A 17843-nucleotide genomic window follows, 5' to 3' on the forward strand; every position below is an offset into this window, starting at 1 on the left:
GCGAAAATTCTATCGATTTCTTATGCAACCGCCGGCGGAGCGATCGTCGCGGTCCAGATGCACTGGCCTTTGACGGCCTTGTCCAGGCCCGCCAGCGTGGCCGCATGCGCCGCCAGCTCGTCGTCCGAGGCCGGCAGGAAGATGATATCGGCCAGCGGCACCGGCTCCAGCAGCTCGGCGCCGGCCACCACTTCCTCTTCCGCATCCATGCCCAGGCTGTTCTGCCCGCGCGTCATCGACAGGTAGACGTCGGCCAGCAGCTCCGCATCGAGCAGCGCGCCGTGCAGCTTGCGGTGCGAGTTCGACACGCCATAGCGGTCGCACAACGCATCGAGCGAGTTGCGCTTGCCCGGATGGAGTTCCTTGGCCTGCACCAGCGTGTCGATCACGCCGCCGATGTGGCTGGAAAAGTCCGGCAGGTTCAACAGCTTGAACTCGTGATTCAGGAAACCCAGATCGAACGGCGCATTGTGAATGATGACCTCGGCGCCCTGGATGTAGGCGCGCAGATTTTCGACGATCTGGTGGAATTTCGGCTTATCGCTCAGGAACTCCGTGGTCAGGCCGTGGACGTTGAGCGCGCCCTCTTCCGACTCGCGTTCCGGATTGATGTAGACGTGGAAGTTATTCCCCGTCAGCATGCGGTTATTCAGCTCGACGCAACCGATCTCGATGACGCGGTTGCCCAGCTTGGGGTTGATACCGGTGGTTTCGGTATCGAGTACGATTTGGCGCATAGTGTTCTGTGGTGGCTACAACTGGACTGGGGAGTATAACAGGCCGCTGCCGTTCAACGGCCGCGTGCCAGTTCGACGCCGCGATTGGCCAACATGTCGGCCCGCTCATTGCCCGGATGGCCGTTGTGGCCGCGCACCCAGCGCCATTCGACGGTGTGCATGGCTTGCGCGGCGTCCAGCGCGCGCCACAGGTCCTCGTTCTTGACCGGCTCCCTGGCGGCGGTCTTCCAGCCGCGCGCCTTCCAGCCGTGTATCCATTCGCTGATGCCTTTTTGCACATACTGGCTGTCGGTGTGCAGCGTGACCATGCACGGGCGCTTGAGCGCGTTGAGCGCTTCGATCACCGCCTGCAATTCCATGCGATTGTTGGTGGTGTCGCGGGTGCCGCCGCAAATTTCCTTCTCGGCGCCTTCGGCCACCAGGAACGCGCCCCAGCCGCCGAGGCCGGGATTACCCTTGCATGCGCCGTCCGTAAAAATCTCTACCTTATCCATCCTGCTGTTCCCGCCTTTTATTTGTTGCCGGGACGACCGCGGGGGCCGACGCCGTTTTTTTGGTCCAAGCCGGACCGATCAAATGCATGCCCTTCACGCGCTTGATCGCCTGCACGATATAGACGCCGCCCAGGTAGGGCCACCAGCGCGGCCCGGCATTATCCATGAATGCGTAGCGATGCAGCCACTTTTCTGTGCGGCAGGCCGGCGCATAGCAGCCGAAGTGACTCTGGCTTGCTCCCATATTCAATAATTTTAACCAGTCTTTCATGCGCGGCATAGAGATCAACTCCTCCGTGCGTGGCAGGAAGGAGGTGCCGCCGACGCGCCGCAACACGTGGCGCGCGCCCCACAGGCTGGCCGGGTTGAAGCCACAGATGATGACCTGCCCTTCCGGGATCAGCACCCGCTCGACTTCGCGCAGCACCTGGTGCGGATCGGTGGAAAACTCCAGTACATGCGGCAGCACCACCAGATCGATGGATTGCGATGCGAACGGCAGCTCGGTGCAATCGAGCGTCAGCGACACCGGCCGCTGCGCGGCATCGGCGACGGCGCGCACTTTGCGGTCGACCAGCAACTTGTACGGCATGCGGTTGGCGGCCAGTGCATCGATTTGAGGCATGCCGATCTGCACCGCGTTGAATCCGAAGATATCAGCTGTTAAATTATCGAGACAGGTTTGTTCCCACTCACGCAAGTACACACCGGCGGGCGTTTGCAGCCAGCCTTCCAGCGCTATAATGGATTTCTCAGATCCTGCCTTGTCCATGCCTAGCCTTTTTGCGATCCAATGACCAATTCATCTACTCAAGCACTCAGTGTTCTGACGGTTCCCGCTTTCCACGACAACTATCTGTGGCTGATCCATGACGGCGTCCACGCCGTCGCAGTCGACCCCGGCGACGCCAAGCCCATCCGGGCAGCGCTCGCAGCAAACGGACTCAAGCTCACCGCCATTCTACTCACCCATCACCACGCTGACCATATTGGCGGCGTCCCTGAATTATTACAGCATTATCAGGTTCCCGTTTATGGTCCGCGCAACGAGACCATCGCCGCAGTCACATTGCCGGTCGGCGAAGGCAAGGTGTTCGACGTGCCCGGCCTGCCGCTGCGGCTGTCGGTGCTCGACGTGCCCGGCCACACCATGGGCCACATCGCCTATGTGCGCGAAGCGTCCGACGACGCGCCGACCTGGCTGTTCTGCGGCGACACATTGTTTGCCGGCGGCTGCGGCCGCCTGTTCGAAGGCACGCCGGCCCAGATGATCAGCTCACTGGGCAAACTGGCCGCACTGCCCGATGATACCAAGGTCTACTGCGCCCACGAATATACGCTCTCCAACCTGCGCTTCGCGCGCGTGGTGGAGCCGGACAATGTGGCCCTGCAGGAAAGGGTGAAGCTAGAGACCGACAAGCGCGAGCACAATCTGCCGACGGTGCCGAGCACGATAGGCGTGGAAAAGGCCACCAATCCCTTCCTGCGCTACCGCGAGGCGGCCATCGCCGAACAATTGGTGCAGGCCGGACGGCTGGACCGCATCGATACCCCGCTGGCCACCTTCACCGCGCTGCGCTTGTGGAAAAATGACTTCTAATTGAAAACGGCCCTTGCGGGCCGTTGATTTTTTTAGATCTCTTCGTACAGCGGCAGCGTCAGGAACTCTGCGAACTCGGACGAGGTTGACATCTCTTCGAAGATGAGACCGGCGCGCACGTAGGTCGGTCCGTCGCCGCCCGGCGCATCGCGCTGCACCTTGACCAGTTCTTCCTTGATCATCGCGCGCACCATATCGGCGGTCACTTTGCGGCCGTCTTCCAGCACGCCCTTGTCCGAGCGAATCCACTGCCACACTTGCGAACGGCTGATTTCCGCCGTGGCCGCATCTTCCATCAGGTTGTGGATAGGCACGCAACCGTTGCCGGCCAGCCAGCTGCCCAGGTAGTGGATGCCGACGTTGATGTTGTAGCGCAGGCCCGCTTCGGTGATCGGCGCTTCCGGCTTGAAGTCCAGCAGCTGCGCGGCGGTGACGTCGATGTCCGGACGTTGCTTGTCGATCTGGTTGGGCTTGTCGCCCAGCACTTTGGTGAACTCGGTCATCGCCAGCTCCACCAGGCCAGGGTGGGCAACCCAGCCGCCGTCGTAGCCGTCGGTGGCGTCGCGCGCCTTGTCGTTGCGCACGCCGCCCATGGCGACTTCGTTTTTCTCAGGATCGTTCTTGATCGGAATCAGCGCAGCCATGCCGCCGATCGCCGGCGCGTTGCGCTTGTGGGAGGTCTTCAACAGCAGCAAGGCGTAGGCACGCATGAACGGCGCGGTCATCGTCACCTTGGCGCGGTCGGCCAGGCAGAAATCCTTGTCCAGCTTGAACTTCTTGATGCACGAGAAGATGTAGTCCCAACGGCCGGCGTTCAGGCCCGAGCTGTGCTCGCGCAGTTCGTACAGGATCTCGTCCATCTCGAAGGCGGCCAGGATGGTCTCGATCAGCACGGTGGCCTTGATCGTGCCCTGCGGCAGACCCAGTTCGTTTTGCGTCATCACGAAGATGTCGTTCCACAGGCGCGCTTCCAGGTGCGATTCCATCTTCGGCAGGTAGAAGTAAGGACCGGCGCCGCGCGCCAGCTGCTCTTTGGCGTTGTGGAACATGAACAGCGCGAAGTCGAAGATGCCGCCGGAGATGCGCTTGCCGTCAACCAGCACGTGCTTCTCGTCCAGGTGCCAGCCGCGCGGGCGCACCACCAGGGTAGCGATCTTGTCGTTCAGCTTGTAGGACTTGCCGTTCTGCTCCAGCGAAATGGTGCGGCGCACCGCGTCGAACATATTGATCTGGCCGGTGATCTGGTTGTCCCAGTTCGGCGTGTTCGAATCTTCGAAGTCGGTCATGTAGCTGTCGGCGCCCGAGTTGAAGGCGTTGATGACCATCTTGCGCTCGACCGGGCCGGTGATTTCCACACGGCGGCATTCCAGCGCCTTCGGAATCGGGGCGATCTTCCAGTCGCCGGCGCGGATGTGCGCGGTCTCAGCCAGGAAGTCGGGACGCTCGCCGGCGTCCAGGCGCTTGGCGCGCTCGACGCGCACGGCCAGCAATTGTTGACGGCGAGCCTCGAACTCGCGGGTCAGCTTGACCACCAGCGACAGTGCCTCGGTGGTCAGGATGTTTTCGTAGCCAGGCTTGATCTCGCCCGTGATTTCCATGCCTGCCGGCAGATTGATGGTGGACTGCGTCATGAGGTCTCTCCGAAAGAAAATATTAACTACAAGATCAAATTATAAGCACTGGCCTTCTTGTTGCACGCTGATTCTTTTAGTGTGCGGACTCAGTTACGCCTTGATATGTTTTACAGTATATTCACTAATAAGTTATGCAAACGAGACTAAAAATCACATCATCTATGCGTTTTTATCACAAATGACGGGCTAGGCTTTCCATGGGTCAATTCAGACAGATTTCCACCTTCGTAGAAGTAGTGTCCAAGGGCAGCCTGTCGGCCGCCGCGCGGGCCGAGGGCATCGCGCCCGCCATGATAGGCCGCCGCCTGGACGCGCTGGAGAGCCGTCTGGGTGTCAAACTTTTGCAACGCACCACGCGCAAACTGGCGTTGACCAACGAAGGCGCGGCTTTCCTGGAAGATTGCCAGCGCATCCTGGCCGAACTGGAGGAAGCCGAAACCGCCGTCGCCGAACGTAGCGCGCACGCCACGGGCCACCTGATGATCTCGGCCCCGGCCGGATTCGGCCGCCAGCACGTGGCGCCGCTGATCCCCTCCTTCCTGACCGAGCACCGCGATGTCAGCGTCACGCTCAACATGAGCGACCGCGTGGTCGACATCGTCGGCGAAGGCATCGATGTCGCGATCCGCATCGCCAGCCTGTCCGATTCCAACCTGGTCAGCGTCAAGCTGGCCGACAACGAACGGGTGGTGGTGGCCGCGCCCTCCTACCTCAAGCGCCACGGCGAACCGAAAACGCTGGCCGACCTGGCCAGGCACAACTGCCTGGCGATCAGCAGCGAAGGCAGCCAGCGAGGCTGGACCTTCCGCGACAATGGTAAGAACGTGGTGATGAAGGTCGGCGGCAACATGGGCAGCAACGACGGCCAGGTGCTACACGACTGGGCGCTGGCAGGCAAAGGCCTGGCGTGGCGCTCGATGTGGGAAGTGGGCAATGAGATTGAGGCCGGCAAGCTGCAGACGGTGTTGAACGAACACGCCGCGCCCGGCAACGACATTTACGCGGTGTTCGCGCAGCGCCGTCACTTGCCGCTGCGGATACGCGCCTTCGTGGACTTCCTGCGGCACACGTATGCGCAGCCGGACTACTGGCGCAAGTCCTGGAAATAGTGTCGTTTTGACAGCCCGCACAAAAACGCGGACGAAAAAAAATCCTCGGATACCGAGGATTTCTTTATTTCGTTAGATTCAGCGTATTAGATTGGCTGAATGTTCGAAGCTTGCTTGCCCTTAGGACCAGCGGTCACTTCAAAAGAAACGCGTTGGTTCTCTTGCAGCGACTTGAAGCCTGCGGACTGAATCGCCGAGAAGTGAGCGAACAGATCTTCGCCGCCTTCGTCAGGGGTGATAAAGCCGAAGCCCTTCGAATCATTGAACCATTTTACGATACCAGTTGCCATTACAATTCCTATTTCAGTTAAGTTGGGCTTGCGCCCGTGATATCGTTTGAGGCAAGAAAGAAATGACAGACTAACTGCACTACTCTTGAATCTAAACGATCCCGCATTATACCCATTTACGAGAGAAAAGCACGTCTTCGTGAAAATAAATGCAAAGCCATTCTTTTTTTGGTAGAAAACTGCCCAAAAGGATAACTTTCCAACGCTCAACACTCGTAAATCCGGGCGTATGTAACACTGTAGACAACTTAATAGTACGCGACTTGAGGTGGATCAAGCGCACGCTTATTCGTAAGTTGTTGCTTGCGCGTCACGGGAAGCCCAAATCAGCAGCTTTTCCACTTCCGTTATCACCGCAGGCCAGCCTGTGTGGTCGGTCAATACGCCGCGCACCATGTGCTCGATGCGCCGCGCTTGCTGGCCAAACACGGCAAAACCAAAGGTCCCGGCCGATCCGGCCACGCCGTGCAGCAATTCGTGGAGTTGATGCAGATGCGCATCCGGCGGCAAATCGGCCCCGGATGCCTTGCAGACGGCGAGCGCCTGGGTGATCCGCTCCAGCGTGCCCGGCACGGTCGCGGCGAATTTTTCGCTCAACGCCGCCAGGCGGGCACGGAAGGCTGGATCGTCAGGCATCGTCATGATGATTACTTGGTGCCGAAGATGCGGTCGCCGGCGTCGCCCAGCCCTGGGACGATGTAAGCGTGGTCATTCAGGTGGGAATCCAGCGAGGCGCAGTAGATCTTCACGCCAGGATGCGCTTTTTGGAACACCGTGATGCCTTCAGGCGCCGCCACCAGCGCCAGGAAGATGATCTGCTCGTCGGTCACGCCGCGCTTTTTCAGTACGTCCACCGCGTGCACGGCCGAATTACCGGTCGCCACCATCGGGTCGCACAGGATGAAGGTACGTTCAACCGTGTCCGGCAGGCGCACCAGGTATTCCACCGGCTGGTGGGTTTCCGGGTCGCGGAACACGCCGATGTGGCCAACGCGCGCCGACGGCACCAGGTCCAGCAGGCCGTCGCTCATGCCGATGCCGGCGCGCAGGATGGGAACAATGGCCAGCTTGCGACCGGCGATGACCGGTGCGGCTATGGTCATCAAAGGAGTTTCAATGGTGCGGGTGGTCAGCGGCAGGTCGCGCGTGATCTCGTAACCCATGAGCAGCGTGATTTCCTTGAGCAGGTCGCGGAAGGTACGGGTCGACGTATCCTTGGCGCGCATGTGGCTCAGTTTATGTTGGATCAGCGGATGGTCGGTGATGAACAGATTAGGAAAACGCGGATCTTGTTTCATTGTTTGCTCTTTGTAGTCTGTATGTGCCGGTTATTATACTAGGCCTCAGGTCCCAGAAACATGGCGACCGCCTCCTCCGCGATCTGGTCCAGGTTCGATCCCTGGCCCGGCTTGTACCACAACACGCTGTAGTTAATGGCGCCCATCAGCAGCAGGCGGGCGACCGCGCTGTCGCTGCGCAGCAGGCCGGCGGCCGATAGTTCGTTCACCACGTCCTGCCACAGTTGATCGTAGCGGTCGCGCAGCACCTGCACGCGTTCGCGCAGTTCCGGCGTCAGGCGGCGCCAGTCGTACAGCAGCACCGGAATGAAGTCGTGGCCTTCGCCCAGCACAATCTCCAGGTGAGCGCGCACCAGCGCCTGGAACTTGGCGCGCGGCGGCAGTTCGCCGGCGGCGATCTGCTCGGCGGCCGGCAGCCCCGCCACCAGCCCCTCCTCCATCACGGCGGCAAGGATCTCCTGCTTGCTCTTGAAGTGATAGAACGGACTGCCGGAGCGCATGCCGACCGCATCGGCGATGTCGCGCGTGGTGGTGCCGTCGAAACCGCGCTCGCGGAACAGGCGCGCGGCCACGCGCACCAGATCGGCGCGGCGGTTGTCGACAGGAGCTGTATTCGTCATAACTGTTTATCCAATTTATTCAACAAGGGCCCGCGCCAGGATCGCGGCGCAATCCACGCCCGCCGGCAAGCGTCCGAACGCGCCGCCCGGCTCGCGCGCCAGCCGCGAGGCGACAAACGCCGACGACACATACGCCGGCGCGTGTCGCAGCAGCAGGCAGGCCTGCACCGCCAGCACCACGCGCTCGGCCAGCACGCGGGCGCCGAATTCGTCGGACTGCGGCTGATCCAGATCGGCCAGCAAGGCTTGCGTGTAGCGGAGGTAGTCGGCATCGGACTCGCCGGCCAACGCCAGCTCGGCCGCCAACGCTGCGCGCGCGGCAGGAGTTTTGCCGAAGGCGCGCAGCAAGTCAAGGCACATGACGTTGCCGGAGCCTTCCCAGATCGAATTGACGGGCAGTTCGCGGTACAGGCGCGCCAGCGGGCCGTCCTCCACGTAGCCGCTGCCGCCGATGACCTCCATCGCCTCCGCGCCGAAGGCCGGGCCGCGTTTGCAGATCCAGTATTTGCCGGCCGGGGTCAGGATGCGCGCCAGCAGCGCCTGCGCCGGATCGTCGCCCTGGTCGAAGCAGCGCGCCAGCCGCATGCCGAAGGCCGTCGCCGCTTCCGATTCCAGCGCCAGGTCGGCCAGCACGTTCTGCATCAGCGGCTGCTCGGACAGCGGACGGCCGAACGCCGAGCGTCCGCGCGCGTGATGCAGCGCATGCGTCAGCGCCGCGCGCATGGTGCCTGCGCTACCCAGCACGCAATCGAGGCGGGTGTGGCTGCCCATTTCCAGTATCGTCGGAATGCCGCGCCCCGGCTTGCCGATCAACCAGCCGTAGGCGCCCGTGAATTCGACTTCCGACGACGCATTCGAGCGGTTGCCCAGTTTGTCCTTCAAGCGCTGCACACGGATCTGGTTGCGGCTGCCGTCCGGCAGGTAGCGCGGCAGGAAGAAGCACGACAATCCCGCGCTGCCCGCGTCATCGGTCTGCGCCAGGATCAGGTGCGCATCGCTCTGGGGCGCCGAGAAGAACCATTTGTGGCCGACAATGCGGTACACGTCCTCGCCCTCATCACCGAACATCGCGCGCGCATCGGCCGGCAGCACAGGTTCGGCGCTGGTTGTGTTGGAACGCACGTCGGAACCGCCCTGCTTCTCCGTCATGCCCATGCCGATAATGGCGCCGCGCTTTTGCTCCACCGGCAGCGAGCGCGGATCATATTCGGTCGACAGGATTTTCGGCAGCCACTTGGCGGCGATCTTCGGCGCCTGCTTCAGCGCCGGCACGGAGGCATACGTCATCGTCACCGGACATTGCGAGCCGTTCTCCAATTGGCCGAACAACATGTAGCGCGCCGCCCGCGCGACCTGCGCGCCCGGCCCGCCCAACCACGGCGACGCATGCGCGCCGTTCCCGATCAACAGCGTCATCAGGCTATGCCAGGCCGGGTGGAATTCCACCTCGTCCACGCGTTTGCCGCTGCGGTCGAAGTTATGCAGCTTGGGCGTATGCAGATTGGCGAGCCGCGCCAGGTCGAGCACCTCGGCCCGGCCCAGTTGCGCGCCTAGCGCGTGCAGCGACTCGGCGGCGGCAGCGCCCCCCTCGCGCAGCAAGGCCTCCTGCAAGGCCGGATCGGCCGCATACAGGTTAATGTTTTCAAACGGCGCAACCGTATTGCGCACTTCATGCGTATCGAATGGATTCATTTCTTCTCCTTCTTGGGCAGGATGCCCATCTGCTTGGCGATGATGCCCAACATGACTTCATCGGCGCCGCCGGCGATGGATGTCAGGCGGCCGTCGCGGAACATGCGCGCCACCCGGTTCTCCCAACTGTAGCCCATACCGCCCCAGAACTGCATGCACGCATCGGGCACCTGGCGCAACAGGCGCCCGGCCTTCAGCTTGCACATCGACGCCAACTCCGTCACATCCTGCCCGCCAATATATAGCTGCCCGGCGCGATAGGTCAGTGCGCGCAGGCTCTCGACTTCCGTTTTCAATTCCGCCAGCTTGAAATAGATATGCTGATTGTCCAGCAGTCGGCCGCCAAACATCGCGCGATCGCGCGCCCACTCCACCGTCAGGTCGATGCAGTTGGCCAGCGTCTGCACCGCGTTGGCGGCGGCCCACAGCCGCTCCTCCTGGAACTGCAACATCTGGTAGACAAAGCCCTGCCCCTCCTCGCCGATGGCGTGGCGCTGAGGCACGCGCACCTCGTCGAAGTAAATCAGGCCGGTGTCGGAGGCGTTCATGCCGATCTTGCGGATCTTCTTGCCGACCGAGACGCCCGGCGTGTCCATCGGCACCATCACCAGCGTCTTGTTCTTGTGCGCCGGGCCGTCGGAGGTATTGACCAGCACGCACATCCAATCGGCCTGCAAGCTGTTGGTGATCCACATCTTGCTGCCATTGATGATGTAATCGCCGCCATCCTTGCGCGCGTGGGTCTTGATGGCCGCCACGTCGGACCCCGCATGCGCTTCCGAGACGCCGACGCAGCCCACCATCTCGCCGCTGATGGCGGGCGCCAAAAATTCGCGGCACAAGGCGCCCGAGCCGAAACGCGCCAGCGCTGGCGTGCACATATCGGTCTGCACGCCGATCGCCATCGGGATCGCGCCGCAGTCGACGTGGCCCAACGTCTCGGCCATGGCCATCGAATACGAGTAGTCGAGGCCCAGGCCGCCGTACTCGACCGGCTTGGTCAGGCCCAGCAAACCGAGCTCGCCCATCTTGCGGAACAGCGCGTGGGCCGGAAATATGCCCGCTTCCTCCCACTCATCCACGTGCGGATTGATCTCGCTCTCGATGAAGCGCTTCAGTGTGCGTTGTAATTGCTGATGTTCGTGGCTGTCAAACATGGTCTGTCCCCTTTTTATCAGGTCAGACTAGCGCAAATACCAGCACGAAGCAAGCAGTTGCTTTGTTGTCGTTTGCACTCTATGATGTTCGTCCAGATAAGGAGATTCCATGACCGAAGCCTATGTGTACGAGGCCATCCGCACCCCGCGCGGCAAGGGCAAGAAGGATGGCAGTTTGCACAGCGTGAAGCCGATTACGCTGTTGTCCGGCCTGATGCGCGAGCTGCAATCACGCCACAAACTCGACACCGCATTGATCGATGACGTGGTGCTCGGCTGCGTCACGCCAGTCGGCGACCAGGGCGCCGATATCGCCAAGATCGCCGCGCTGGCGGCCGGCTGGGACTGGAAAGTGGCGGGCGTACAACTGAACCGCTTCTGCGCCTCGGGCCTGGAAGCGGTCAACCTGGCGGCGCAGAAAGTGCGTTCCGGCTGGGAAGACCTGGTGGTGGCCGGCGGCGTCGAGTCGATGTCGCGCGTGGCCATGGGCTCGGACGGCGGCGCCTGGGCGCTCGACCCGGAAACCAGCCTCAACACCGATTTCCTGCCGCAAGGCATAGGCGCCGACCTGATCGCCATGCTGGACGGCTACACCCGCGAGCAGGTCGACGCCTACGCCATGCGTTCGCAGCACAAGGCCGCCGCCGCGCGCGCCGCCGGCCGCTTCCGCTCGGTGGTGCCGGTGCTCGACCAGAACGGCGTGCTGATCCTGGCCGAAGACGAATTCATCAAGCCCAACACCACCATCGAAACGCTGAGCGGCCTCAAACCCTCGTTCGAGGCGGCCGGCCGGATGGGCTTCGACAGCGTGGCCCTGCGCAAATATCCGCAGCTGGCGCGGGTCGATCACATCCACACGGCCGGCAACTCGTCCGGCATCGTCGACGGCGCCGCGCTGGCGCTGATCGGCAGCAAGGCCGCCGGCAACCGGCTCGGGCTGAAGCCGCGCGCGCGCGTGCTGGCCACCGCCGTCACCGGCACCGATCCGACCATCATGCTGACCGGCCCCGCGCCGGCCGCCCGCAAGGCGCTGCTCAAAGCCGGCCTGGAGATCGGCGACATCGACCTGTTCGAAGTGAACGAAGCCTTTGCCTCGGTGGTCATGCGCTTCATGACCGAGCTCGGCGTGCCGGAGGAAAAGGTCAACGTCAACGGCGGCGCCATCGCGCTCGGCCACCCGCTGGGCGCGACCGGCTGCATGCTGCTCGGCACCCTGTTGGACGAACTGGAAGCCCGCGAACTCAAGCGCGGCCTGATTACCCTGTGCGTCGGCGGCGGCATGGGCATCGCCACCATTATCGAACGCGTTTGAGCGGAACGAACATGATCATGATCACCACACATCAAAACGGCGGCGCCATCACCGTCATGTTGGCCGCGCGCGCCATCAATCCACTGAGCCGCCTGTTCCAGCGCGAACTGGCGGCGCTGATCGACAAGCTGGAAGCCAAGCGCGGCGAACTGCACGGCGTCATCATCGGCTTCCACGCCGACGCCGGCGATTCCGACCACGAAGTGGAACACCTGATGTCGCTGACAACGGCCCAGGCCGGCGACTGCATGCAGATGCTGGGCGCCTACAACGCCCTGCTGCGGCGCCTGGAATGCCTGGGCATCCCGGTGATCGCCACGCTCGGCGGCGCCGTCAGCGGCCATGCGCTGGGACTGGCGCTGGCCTGCCATCACCGCATCGGCCTGCACGACGCCACGTTCTGCCTGCCGCAAGTGCATCTGGGCGTGACGCCAGTGGCGGGCGAAATCGCCCGCAGCGTGCGCCTGGCCGGCTTGCAGGCCGCCATGCCGCTGCTGCTGGAAGGCGCGACCTTGACGGCCGACCAGGCGCTGCGCGCCGGCCTGCTGCACGCCGTGGCCGACAACGAAGAGGAAGTGGCCGAACTGGTGCACGGCACCATGGCGGCCGAAGCGCCGGCCGTGCAGCCGTGGGACGTCAAGGGCTTTCGCCTGCCCGGCGGCGCCCTCGCCTCCCCATCTGTGCAGACCCTGCTGCAAGTGGCGCCCGCCATGCTGCGCGAACGCACCGGCGGCCACGCGCCGGCGCCGGAAGCCATCCTGTGCGCCATGGTCGAAGGCCTGCAGGTCGACTTCGACAGCGCGCTGTTGATCGAAAGCCGCTATTTCTGCCAGACGGCGATCAGCCCCGTCGCCCGCAACCTGATGCGCCTGAGCCAGATCCGCGCCGATCTGGCGTCCAAGGCGGCACTGGAACTGTCCGCCGCAATGCAACTGCGCTACGCCGAAGAGGTGCACGCCGTGCGCACCGAAGCGGTGCCGGAAGCGCTGCTGCGCAACGCCGTCCGCGCTGCCGGCCTGCCGCCACCGCCCGACACCGCCGCCACCCCGGCCCACACCGATGACGCAACATCGGCGCCCGGCCTGGCCGAGATCCGCGACCGCCTGTTGTATGCGCTGTCCATCACGGCGCAGGACCAGGTCGGACGTGGCGCCCTCGGCAGCGACGAAGCAGACCTGGTTTCCGTGCGCCTGTTCGGATTCCCTGCCCACACCGGCGGCGCGGTTCACTTTGTCCACTACATCGGCCAGCCGCACTACGCCAACCGCGCGGCCGAGCTCGGCACGCGCCGCACAGGAACGGCCGGCAACAACGCCTGATTGTCCCGCGCACGGCTGCCCGAAACAGCCGTGCGTCCCCATGCACTAGCACTATTTTTTAGCACAACTCAATAGAAAACTGTAAAAGTAGCCCGGATGTTGTCATTTTTCATGTAATTCCACTCTCATCAGTGATACATTGCGTTCTGGTTTTGCAAGATTCGCGCAGCCACGTTACATGCATAAAATGAAAGATTAGATCCTCGCGATGTTTTCCAGTATCCCAGCCCCATCCCCGCGTCATGAATTGGATAACCTCATGGAAGAGGCGGGCGATGTTGTTTTCCGCCTGAATCAGCTGGGGCAGATACTGTTTGCCAGCAAGCGCGCCGTCACCCTGATCGCCAGTCAAACACCGTTGGCCGGCGACACGCTGCCGCAGCTGATGTCGCTGGACGACCAGGCGCCGATGGCCGCCTTGCTGGCCGAAGTGGGGACATCGAGCCTGTCCCGCCTGTTGGAAGTGCGCATCAAGACACCGGACGCCGAGATCTGGCACGAGCTGCGGGTCTCCTGTTATGCCAACCAGCATGGCGCCAGCGAGCTGCTGGTGGTCGGCCGCGACATGACGGTGCAGCACGCCACCGAAGAACGCCTGCGCCACATGGCCACCCACGACGCCTTGACCGAACTGCCCAACCGCCTGCTGCTGTCGGACCGCATGCGCATGGTGATCGCCAACGCGCGCCGCTCCGGCCAAGGCTTCTCGGTCGCCACCATCGGCCTGGACGGCTTCAAGAAAGTCAACGACGGCCTCGGCCATCCGATCGGCGACGCCGTGCTGCGCACCGCCGCCGCCCGCCTGCGCAAGACGCTGCGCGACAGCGATACGCTGGCCCGCGTCGGCGGCGACGAGTTTGTCGCCGTGCTGCCCGGCACCGCCACCGAGGCCCAGATCAAGCTGGTCACCGGCCGCCTGATCGCCACCTTGCAGTCGCCGTTTGAAATCGAGAACCACACGATCTACGTCGGCGCTTCGGTCGGCGTGGCGGTCTATCCGCAACACGCCGAGGACGAAGTGCGGCTGGTCGCGCTGGCCGACGCCGCCATGTCGCGCGCCAAGGAAACCGGCAAGGCCCGTTGCGTGGTCTACAGCCAGTCCCAGTCCGGCCCGCCGGAGCACGATATTTCGCTGGAGGCGGCCATGTTCCAGGCCGTGCGCGAGGGCGAGTTCCTGCTGTACTACCAGCCCATCGTCGACGCCCGCACGCGCGAGATCCAGGGCTTCGAAACGCTGATGCGCTGGAAGCATCCGACGCTGGGCATGGTGCCGCCGGCGCGCTTCATCCCGATCGCCGAGACCAACGGACTGATCAATTTGCTGGGCGCCTGGGCCTTGAAAGCGGCCTGCGTACAGCTGAAACAGTTCGAGGAGGTGGCCAAGCGCAGCCTGTACATCTCTGTTAATATCAGCCCGCGGCAGTTCCGCAACGATAAATTTCTCGACGTGCTGGACGATGCGATCGCGTTCTCCGGCCTACTTGGTGAGCAATTGGTTTTAGAAATCACAGAAGGCACTTTGATGATCGACCCGGTGCATGCCGAGTCCATCCTGTCCAAGATGGCGGAGCGCAACGCCCGCATCGCCATTGACGATTTCGGCACCGGCTATTCCTCGCTGGCTTACCTGAAGCGCTTCCCTATTTCCGTACTGAAGATCGACCGCACCTTCATCCGCGACCTGCCCGGCTCGCAAAAGGACGGCGCCATCTGCAACGCCGTGCTCGACCTGGCCAAGCACCTCGACTTGTCGGTGGTGGCCGAGGGCGTGGAGACCGAAGGCCAGATGGAATACCTGGCGCAGCGCGGCTGCCAGTATATCCAGGGCTACCTGACCGGCAAGCCGATGGCCGCCAACGTGGCCATGGCCGCGCTCAAGGAAAGCATCCACGTCAAAGTGGTGCCAGCCGAACTGCGCCAGGTGGCGCAATGACGGCGCGCTTCACCGCCGCCACCCCGCTGGGCGACGCCACGCTGGCGACGCTGTGGGATTGCACCCGCCGCCGCGGCGACATGCCTGGCTTCGCCAAGGCCATCACCGCCATCCTGGGCGCGATGCGCGGCGAGGACGAGCAGGAATTCAATATGACCCGCACCGTGCTGTCCGACCCGGTGCTGACGCAAAAGGTGCTGCGGCTGGCCAATAGCGGCATGTATTCGGCCTTCGGCCAGCACGTCAACACCGTCTCCAAGGCGGTGCTGGTGCTGGGCACGGAAGCCATCGGCCATCTGGCGCTGGGCCTGAAGCTGATCGAGGAACTGGCCGCCGGCTCGCCCGACGCCACCATCGCCCACATCGAAATGGAAAAGGCCGTGCTGGCCGGGATCGTGGCGCAGCAGATCGCCTACACGGCCGAAAGCCGCCACGGCGAGGAAGCCGTGGTGTGCTCGATGCTGCACACGCTCGGCCGCATGATGATGACCTTCTACATGCCGGAGCGCTGGCACGAATTGCAGCGTGCCGCCGACCAGGACGGCCGCAACATCGACGACATCGCGCCCGAGATGCTGGGCCTGACGATGGAAGAAATCGGCCATGCCGCCGCCCTGCACTGGGGCCTGCCCGGCACGCTGGTGAACGGCATGCGCAAGGTCGCGCCGCCGGCGCCGGGCGCCGAAGTGAGCACCTCGGACTGGATCGCCGGCCTGTCGACGATGTCGGCGCTGTGCGCGGAATCGCTGTGGCACGACGATCCCGATGGCGCCGCCGTGGTCCAGCAACTTACCGTGGCCTATTCCGCCATGCTGGGCGTGGAGCCGGACAACCTGATGCACGCCATCGAGCAGGCCAAGGTGGTGGCGGCGGCCGACCTGACCATCGCGCCGCTGTCGCGTCCCGCAGAACGCCGCGCCAAGGCGCTGGCCAAGACGCGCCAGCGCGCCGCCGGCAACAAGATCCTGCTCAGCGGCCTGGCCGACATGCGCGACATGCTGGAGACGGCCAACCCCGGCCAGATGGTGCAGATCGCGCTGGAGACCGTGTACAAAGGCCTGGACTTCTCGCGCGCGGTGGCGTTTGTGCGCAACCGCAAGGACAACCAGTACACCGCCAAGATCAGCTTCGGCGAAGGCAGCAAGGAGCTGCTGCCGGCGCTGAGCTTTGACGACGCCTACGAACCGAATGTGTTCCACGCCGCCCTGAACAGCGACCGCGTGATCTTCATCGAAAACGCCCGCGACGCCAAGTTCGCCGCCAAGCTGCCGTTGTGGTGGAAGAGTTCCCTGTCCGAAGCGCGCAGCTTCGTGATCCTGCCGCTGTCGGCCAACGGCCAGCCGGCCGGTTTCCTGTACGGCGACTGGGACGATTCCTTCCCGCCGATCCAGCTGAGCCAGACCGAGTTCTCGCTGTTGAACGACATGCGCGCGCTGGTGGTCAAGGCGGTCGAGCGCCGCCACAAGCAGGAAGCCACCTCCACCCGCAGCTAGTCAGTAAGTATCGCGCTGCTGCCAACGGTAGGACAGCACGGCGGCCAGCGCGGAACACAGCACCAGCACCGCCGCCACGTAGTACACCGACTCCGGCCCCGCCCTCTCCCACCACTGCGCCAGGAACAGCCCACCGAGCGAGCCGCCGACGCCATACGAAATGCTCATGTACAGCGCCTGGCCGCGCGCCTGCAAGGGCCCGGAGAACCAGCGCTGCAAAGTCATCACGCACGACGAGTGATGCAGCGCGAACGTGGCCGCGTGCAGCACCTGCGCCACGATCAACAACCACAGCACGTGCGGGCCGAAACCGATCATCAGGAAGCGCACCAGCGCCGCCGCCAGCGTCACGTACATCATGACCTTGGCGCCCCAGCGCTTAAACAGCGGCGCCTGGAAGTAGAACAGCAGCACCTCGGCCAGCACACCCAGCGACCACATGGCGCCGATCACGGTCTTGCTGTAGCCGCTGCGTTCCAGGTAGAGCGAATAGAAGGTGTACAGCGAAGTGTGGGCCGCCACCATCAGCGCGGTCGACGAGAAGAAGGCGATCACTTCGCGCCGGCGCAGCAGCGACATCAACGCCGGCGGCGCCACCTTGTGCACGCGGCGCGGCACGTCCTGCAGCCGGAACGCGGCGGCGATGGTGAGCACCAGCAGCGCTGCAGCCACCCATGGCAGCGCGACGATGCCGTAATGTTCCAGCGCATACGCGGCCAGCGTCACCGAGACGATGAAGCCGATCGAACCCCACATGCGGATGCGACCATAGAAGGTCAGGTCGCCGCGCATCTCGGACAGCATCAGCGCCTCGCAGATCGGCGCCTGGCCGCTGGTGAACAGGTTCAGCACGATCATCGCCAGCATGAAATGGGCGAAGCTGCTGCCAAAGAAGAAACCGGAGAATCCCACCAGCGCGGCAAAGCCGGCCATGCGCAGCACCAGCACGCGGCGGTCGTAGTGATCGGCGACGTAACCCCAGACGTTGGGGCCGACGATGCGCAGCACCTGCGTCATCGACATCAGCACGCCGATCTGCGCCACCGTCATGCCTTTATCGGCAAAGAACAGTGTGGCGTAGGTGGTCCAGGTTCCCGCGTGCGCGTAGTAGCAAAACAGGAATAAGGCGAAGCTGAAGGCTTGTACCGGCACCGC

17 protein-coding genes are annotated in these 17843 nt (G+C 63.5%); 6 read left to right on the forward strand and 11 right to left on the reverse strand.

The genetic code is table 11. The annotated features are described in order from the left end of the window. Positions 1-20: 20 nt before the first annotated feature. The 3 genes from dnaQ to AC07OK_RS14355 are packed head-to-tail and all read right to left on the reverse strand — an operon-like array spanning position 21 to position 2003. Positions 21-737 (reverse strand): DNA polymerase III subunit epsilon, encoded by a 717-nt coding sequence (gene dnaQ, locus AC07OK_RS14345; RefSeq protein ID WP_494690934.1) that lies wholly within the window; start codon positions 735-737, stop codon positions 21-23. A 53-nt stretch (positions 738-790) separates the two neighbouring features. Further along, entirely contained in the window at positions 791-1231 is a 441-nt protein-coding gene (gene rnhA / locus AC07OK_RS14350; protein WP_217944627.1) for a ribonuclease HI, read from the reverse strand. Next, positions 1224-2003 carry a class I SAM-dependent methyltransferase gene (locus tag AC07OK_RS14355; RefSeq protein WP_494690935.1) on the reverse strand — a complete coding sequence of 260 codons (780 nt, stop codon included), beginning with the start codon at positions 2001-2003 and terminating at the stop codon, positions 1224-1226. The genes rnhA and AC07OK_RS14355 overlap by 8 nt, the downstream gene beginning before the upstream one ends. Positions 2004-2024: 21 nt before the next feature. On the opposite strand from AC07OK_RS14355, the gene gloB reads away from it, so the two are divergent. Continuing rightward, a complete protein-coding gene (gene gloB, locus AC07OK_RS14360) occupies positions 2025-2831 on the forward strand; it encodes a hydroxyacylglutathione hydrolase (protein WP_494690936.1) in 807 nt (268 codons plus the stop codon). Between the two features lie 32 nt (positions 2832-2863). On the opposite strand, the gene aceB is transcribed toward gloB, so the two are convergent. After that, positions 2864-4462, reverse strand: coding sequence for a malate synthase A (aceB, locus tag AC07OK_RS14365; protein WP_494690937.1), 1599 nt, complete (start codon positions 4460-4462; stop codon positions 2864-2866). A 200-nt stretch (positions 4463-4662) separates the two neighbouring features. On the opposite strand from aceB, the gene AC07OK_RS14370 reads away from it, so the two are divergent. Beyond that, positions 4663-5574, forward strand: a complete 912-nt coding sequence (locus AC07OK_RS14370; protein ID WP_494690938.1) for a LysR family transcriptional regulator — start codon at positions 4663-4665, stop codon at positions 5572-5574. Positions 5575-5660: 86 nt separating this feature from the next. Here AC07OK_RS14370 and AC07OK_RS14375 read toward each other — a convergent pair whose 3' ends face one another. The 6 genes from AC07OK_RS14375 to AC07OK_RS14400 all read right to left on the reverse strand — a co-directional run bounded on the left by AC07OK_RS14375 (position 5661) and on the right by AC07OK_RS14400 (position 10631). After that, complete coding sequence (locus tag AC07OK_RS14375; protein ID WP_020703630.1) at positions 5661-5864, reverse strand: cold-shock protein; 204 nt, start codon at positions 5862-5864, stop codon at positions 5661-5663. A 285-nt stretch (positions 5865-6149) separates the two neighbouring features. Beyond that, a complete protein-coding gene (locus AC07OK_RS14380; RefSeq protein WP_494690939.1) occupies positions 6150-6506 on the reverse strand; it encodes an Hpt domain-containing protein in 357 nt (118 codons plus the stop codon). Between the two features lie 5 nt (positions 6507-6511). After that, positions 6512-7162, reverse strand: a complete 651-nt coding sequence (gene upp / locus AC07OK_RS14385) for a uracil phosphoribosyltransferase (protein WP_494690940.1) — start codon at positions 7160-7162, stop codon at positions 6512-6514. A gap of 38 nt (positions 7163-7200) precedes the next feature. Next, positions 7201-7782: a TetR/AcrR family transcriptional regulator gene (locus AC07OK_RS14390; protein WP_116990832.1), complete on the reverse strand. Its 582-nt coding sequence runs from the start codon at positions 7780-7782 to the stop codon at positions 7201-7203. A gap of 15 nt (positions 7783-7797) precedes the next feature. Beyond that, a complete protein-coding gene (locus tag AC07OK_RS14395; RefSeq protein WP_494690941.1) occupies positions 7798-9474 on the reverse strand; it encodes an isovaleryl-CoA dehydrogenase in 1677 nt (558 codons plus the stop codon). Further along, positions 9471-10631 carry an acyl-CoA dehydrogenase family protein gene (locus AC07OK_RS14400; RefSeq protein ID WP_494690942.1) on the reverse strand — a complete coding sequence of 387 codons (1161 nt, stop codon included), beginning with the start codon at positions 10629-10631 and terminating at the stop codon, positions 9471-9473. The genes AC07OK_RS14395 and AC07OK_RS14400 overlap by 4 nt, the downstream gene beginning before the upstream one ends. Before the next feature lie 109 nt (positions 10632-10740). On the opposite strand from AC07OK_RS14400, the gene AC07OK_RS14405 reads away from it, so the two are divergent. The 4 genes from AC07OK_RS14405 to AC07OK_RS14420 all read left to right on the forward strand — a co-directional run bounded on the left by AC07OK_RS14405 (position 10741) and on the right by AC07OK_RS14420 (position 16688). Further along, on the forward strand, positions 10741-11943 hold the full coding sequence (locus AC07OK_RS14405) for an acetyl-CoA C-acetyltransferase (protein ID WP_494690943.1): 1203 nt from the start codon (positions 10741-10743) through the stop codon (positions 11941-11943). Between the two features lie 17 nt (positions 11944-11960). After that, positions 11961-13262, forward strand: coding sequence for an enoyl-CoA hydratase-related protein (locus AC07OK_RS14410; RefSeq protein ID WP_494690944.1), 1302 nt, complete (start codon positions 11961-11963; stop codon positions 13260-13262). Between the two features lie 259 nt (positions 13263-13521). Further along, a complete protein-coding gene (locus AC07OK_RS14415) occupies positions 13522-15195 on the forward strand; it encodes a putative bifunctional diguanylate cyclase/phosphodiesterase (protein ID WP_494690945.1) in 1674 nt (557 codons plus the stop codon). Next, on the forward strand, positions 15192-16688 hold the full coding sequence (locus tag AC07OK_RS14420; RefSeq protein WP_494690946.1) for an HDOD domain-containing protein: 1497 nt from the start codon (positions 15192-15194) through the stop codon (positions 16686-16688). Before AC07OK_RS14415 ends, AC07OK_RS14420 begins: the two co-directional genes overlap by 4 nt. Here AC07OK_RS14420 and AC07OK_RS14425 read toward each other — a convergent pair whose 3' ends face one another. Next, positions 16689-17840 (reverse strand): MFS transporter, encoded by a 1152-nt coding sequence (locus AC07OK_RS14425; RefSeq protein WP_494690947.1) that lies wholly within the window; start codon positions 17838-17840, stop codon positions 16689-16691. Positions 17841-17843: the final 3 nt, after the last annotated feature.

Source organism: Duganella sp. GW821-FHT07G03 (genome assembly GCF_059418605.1).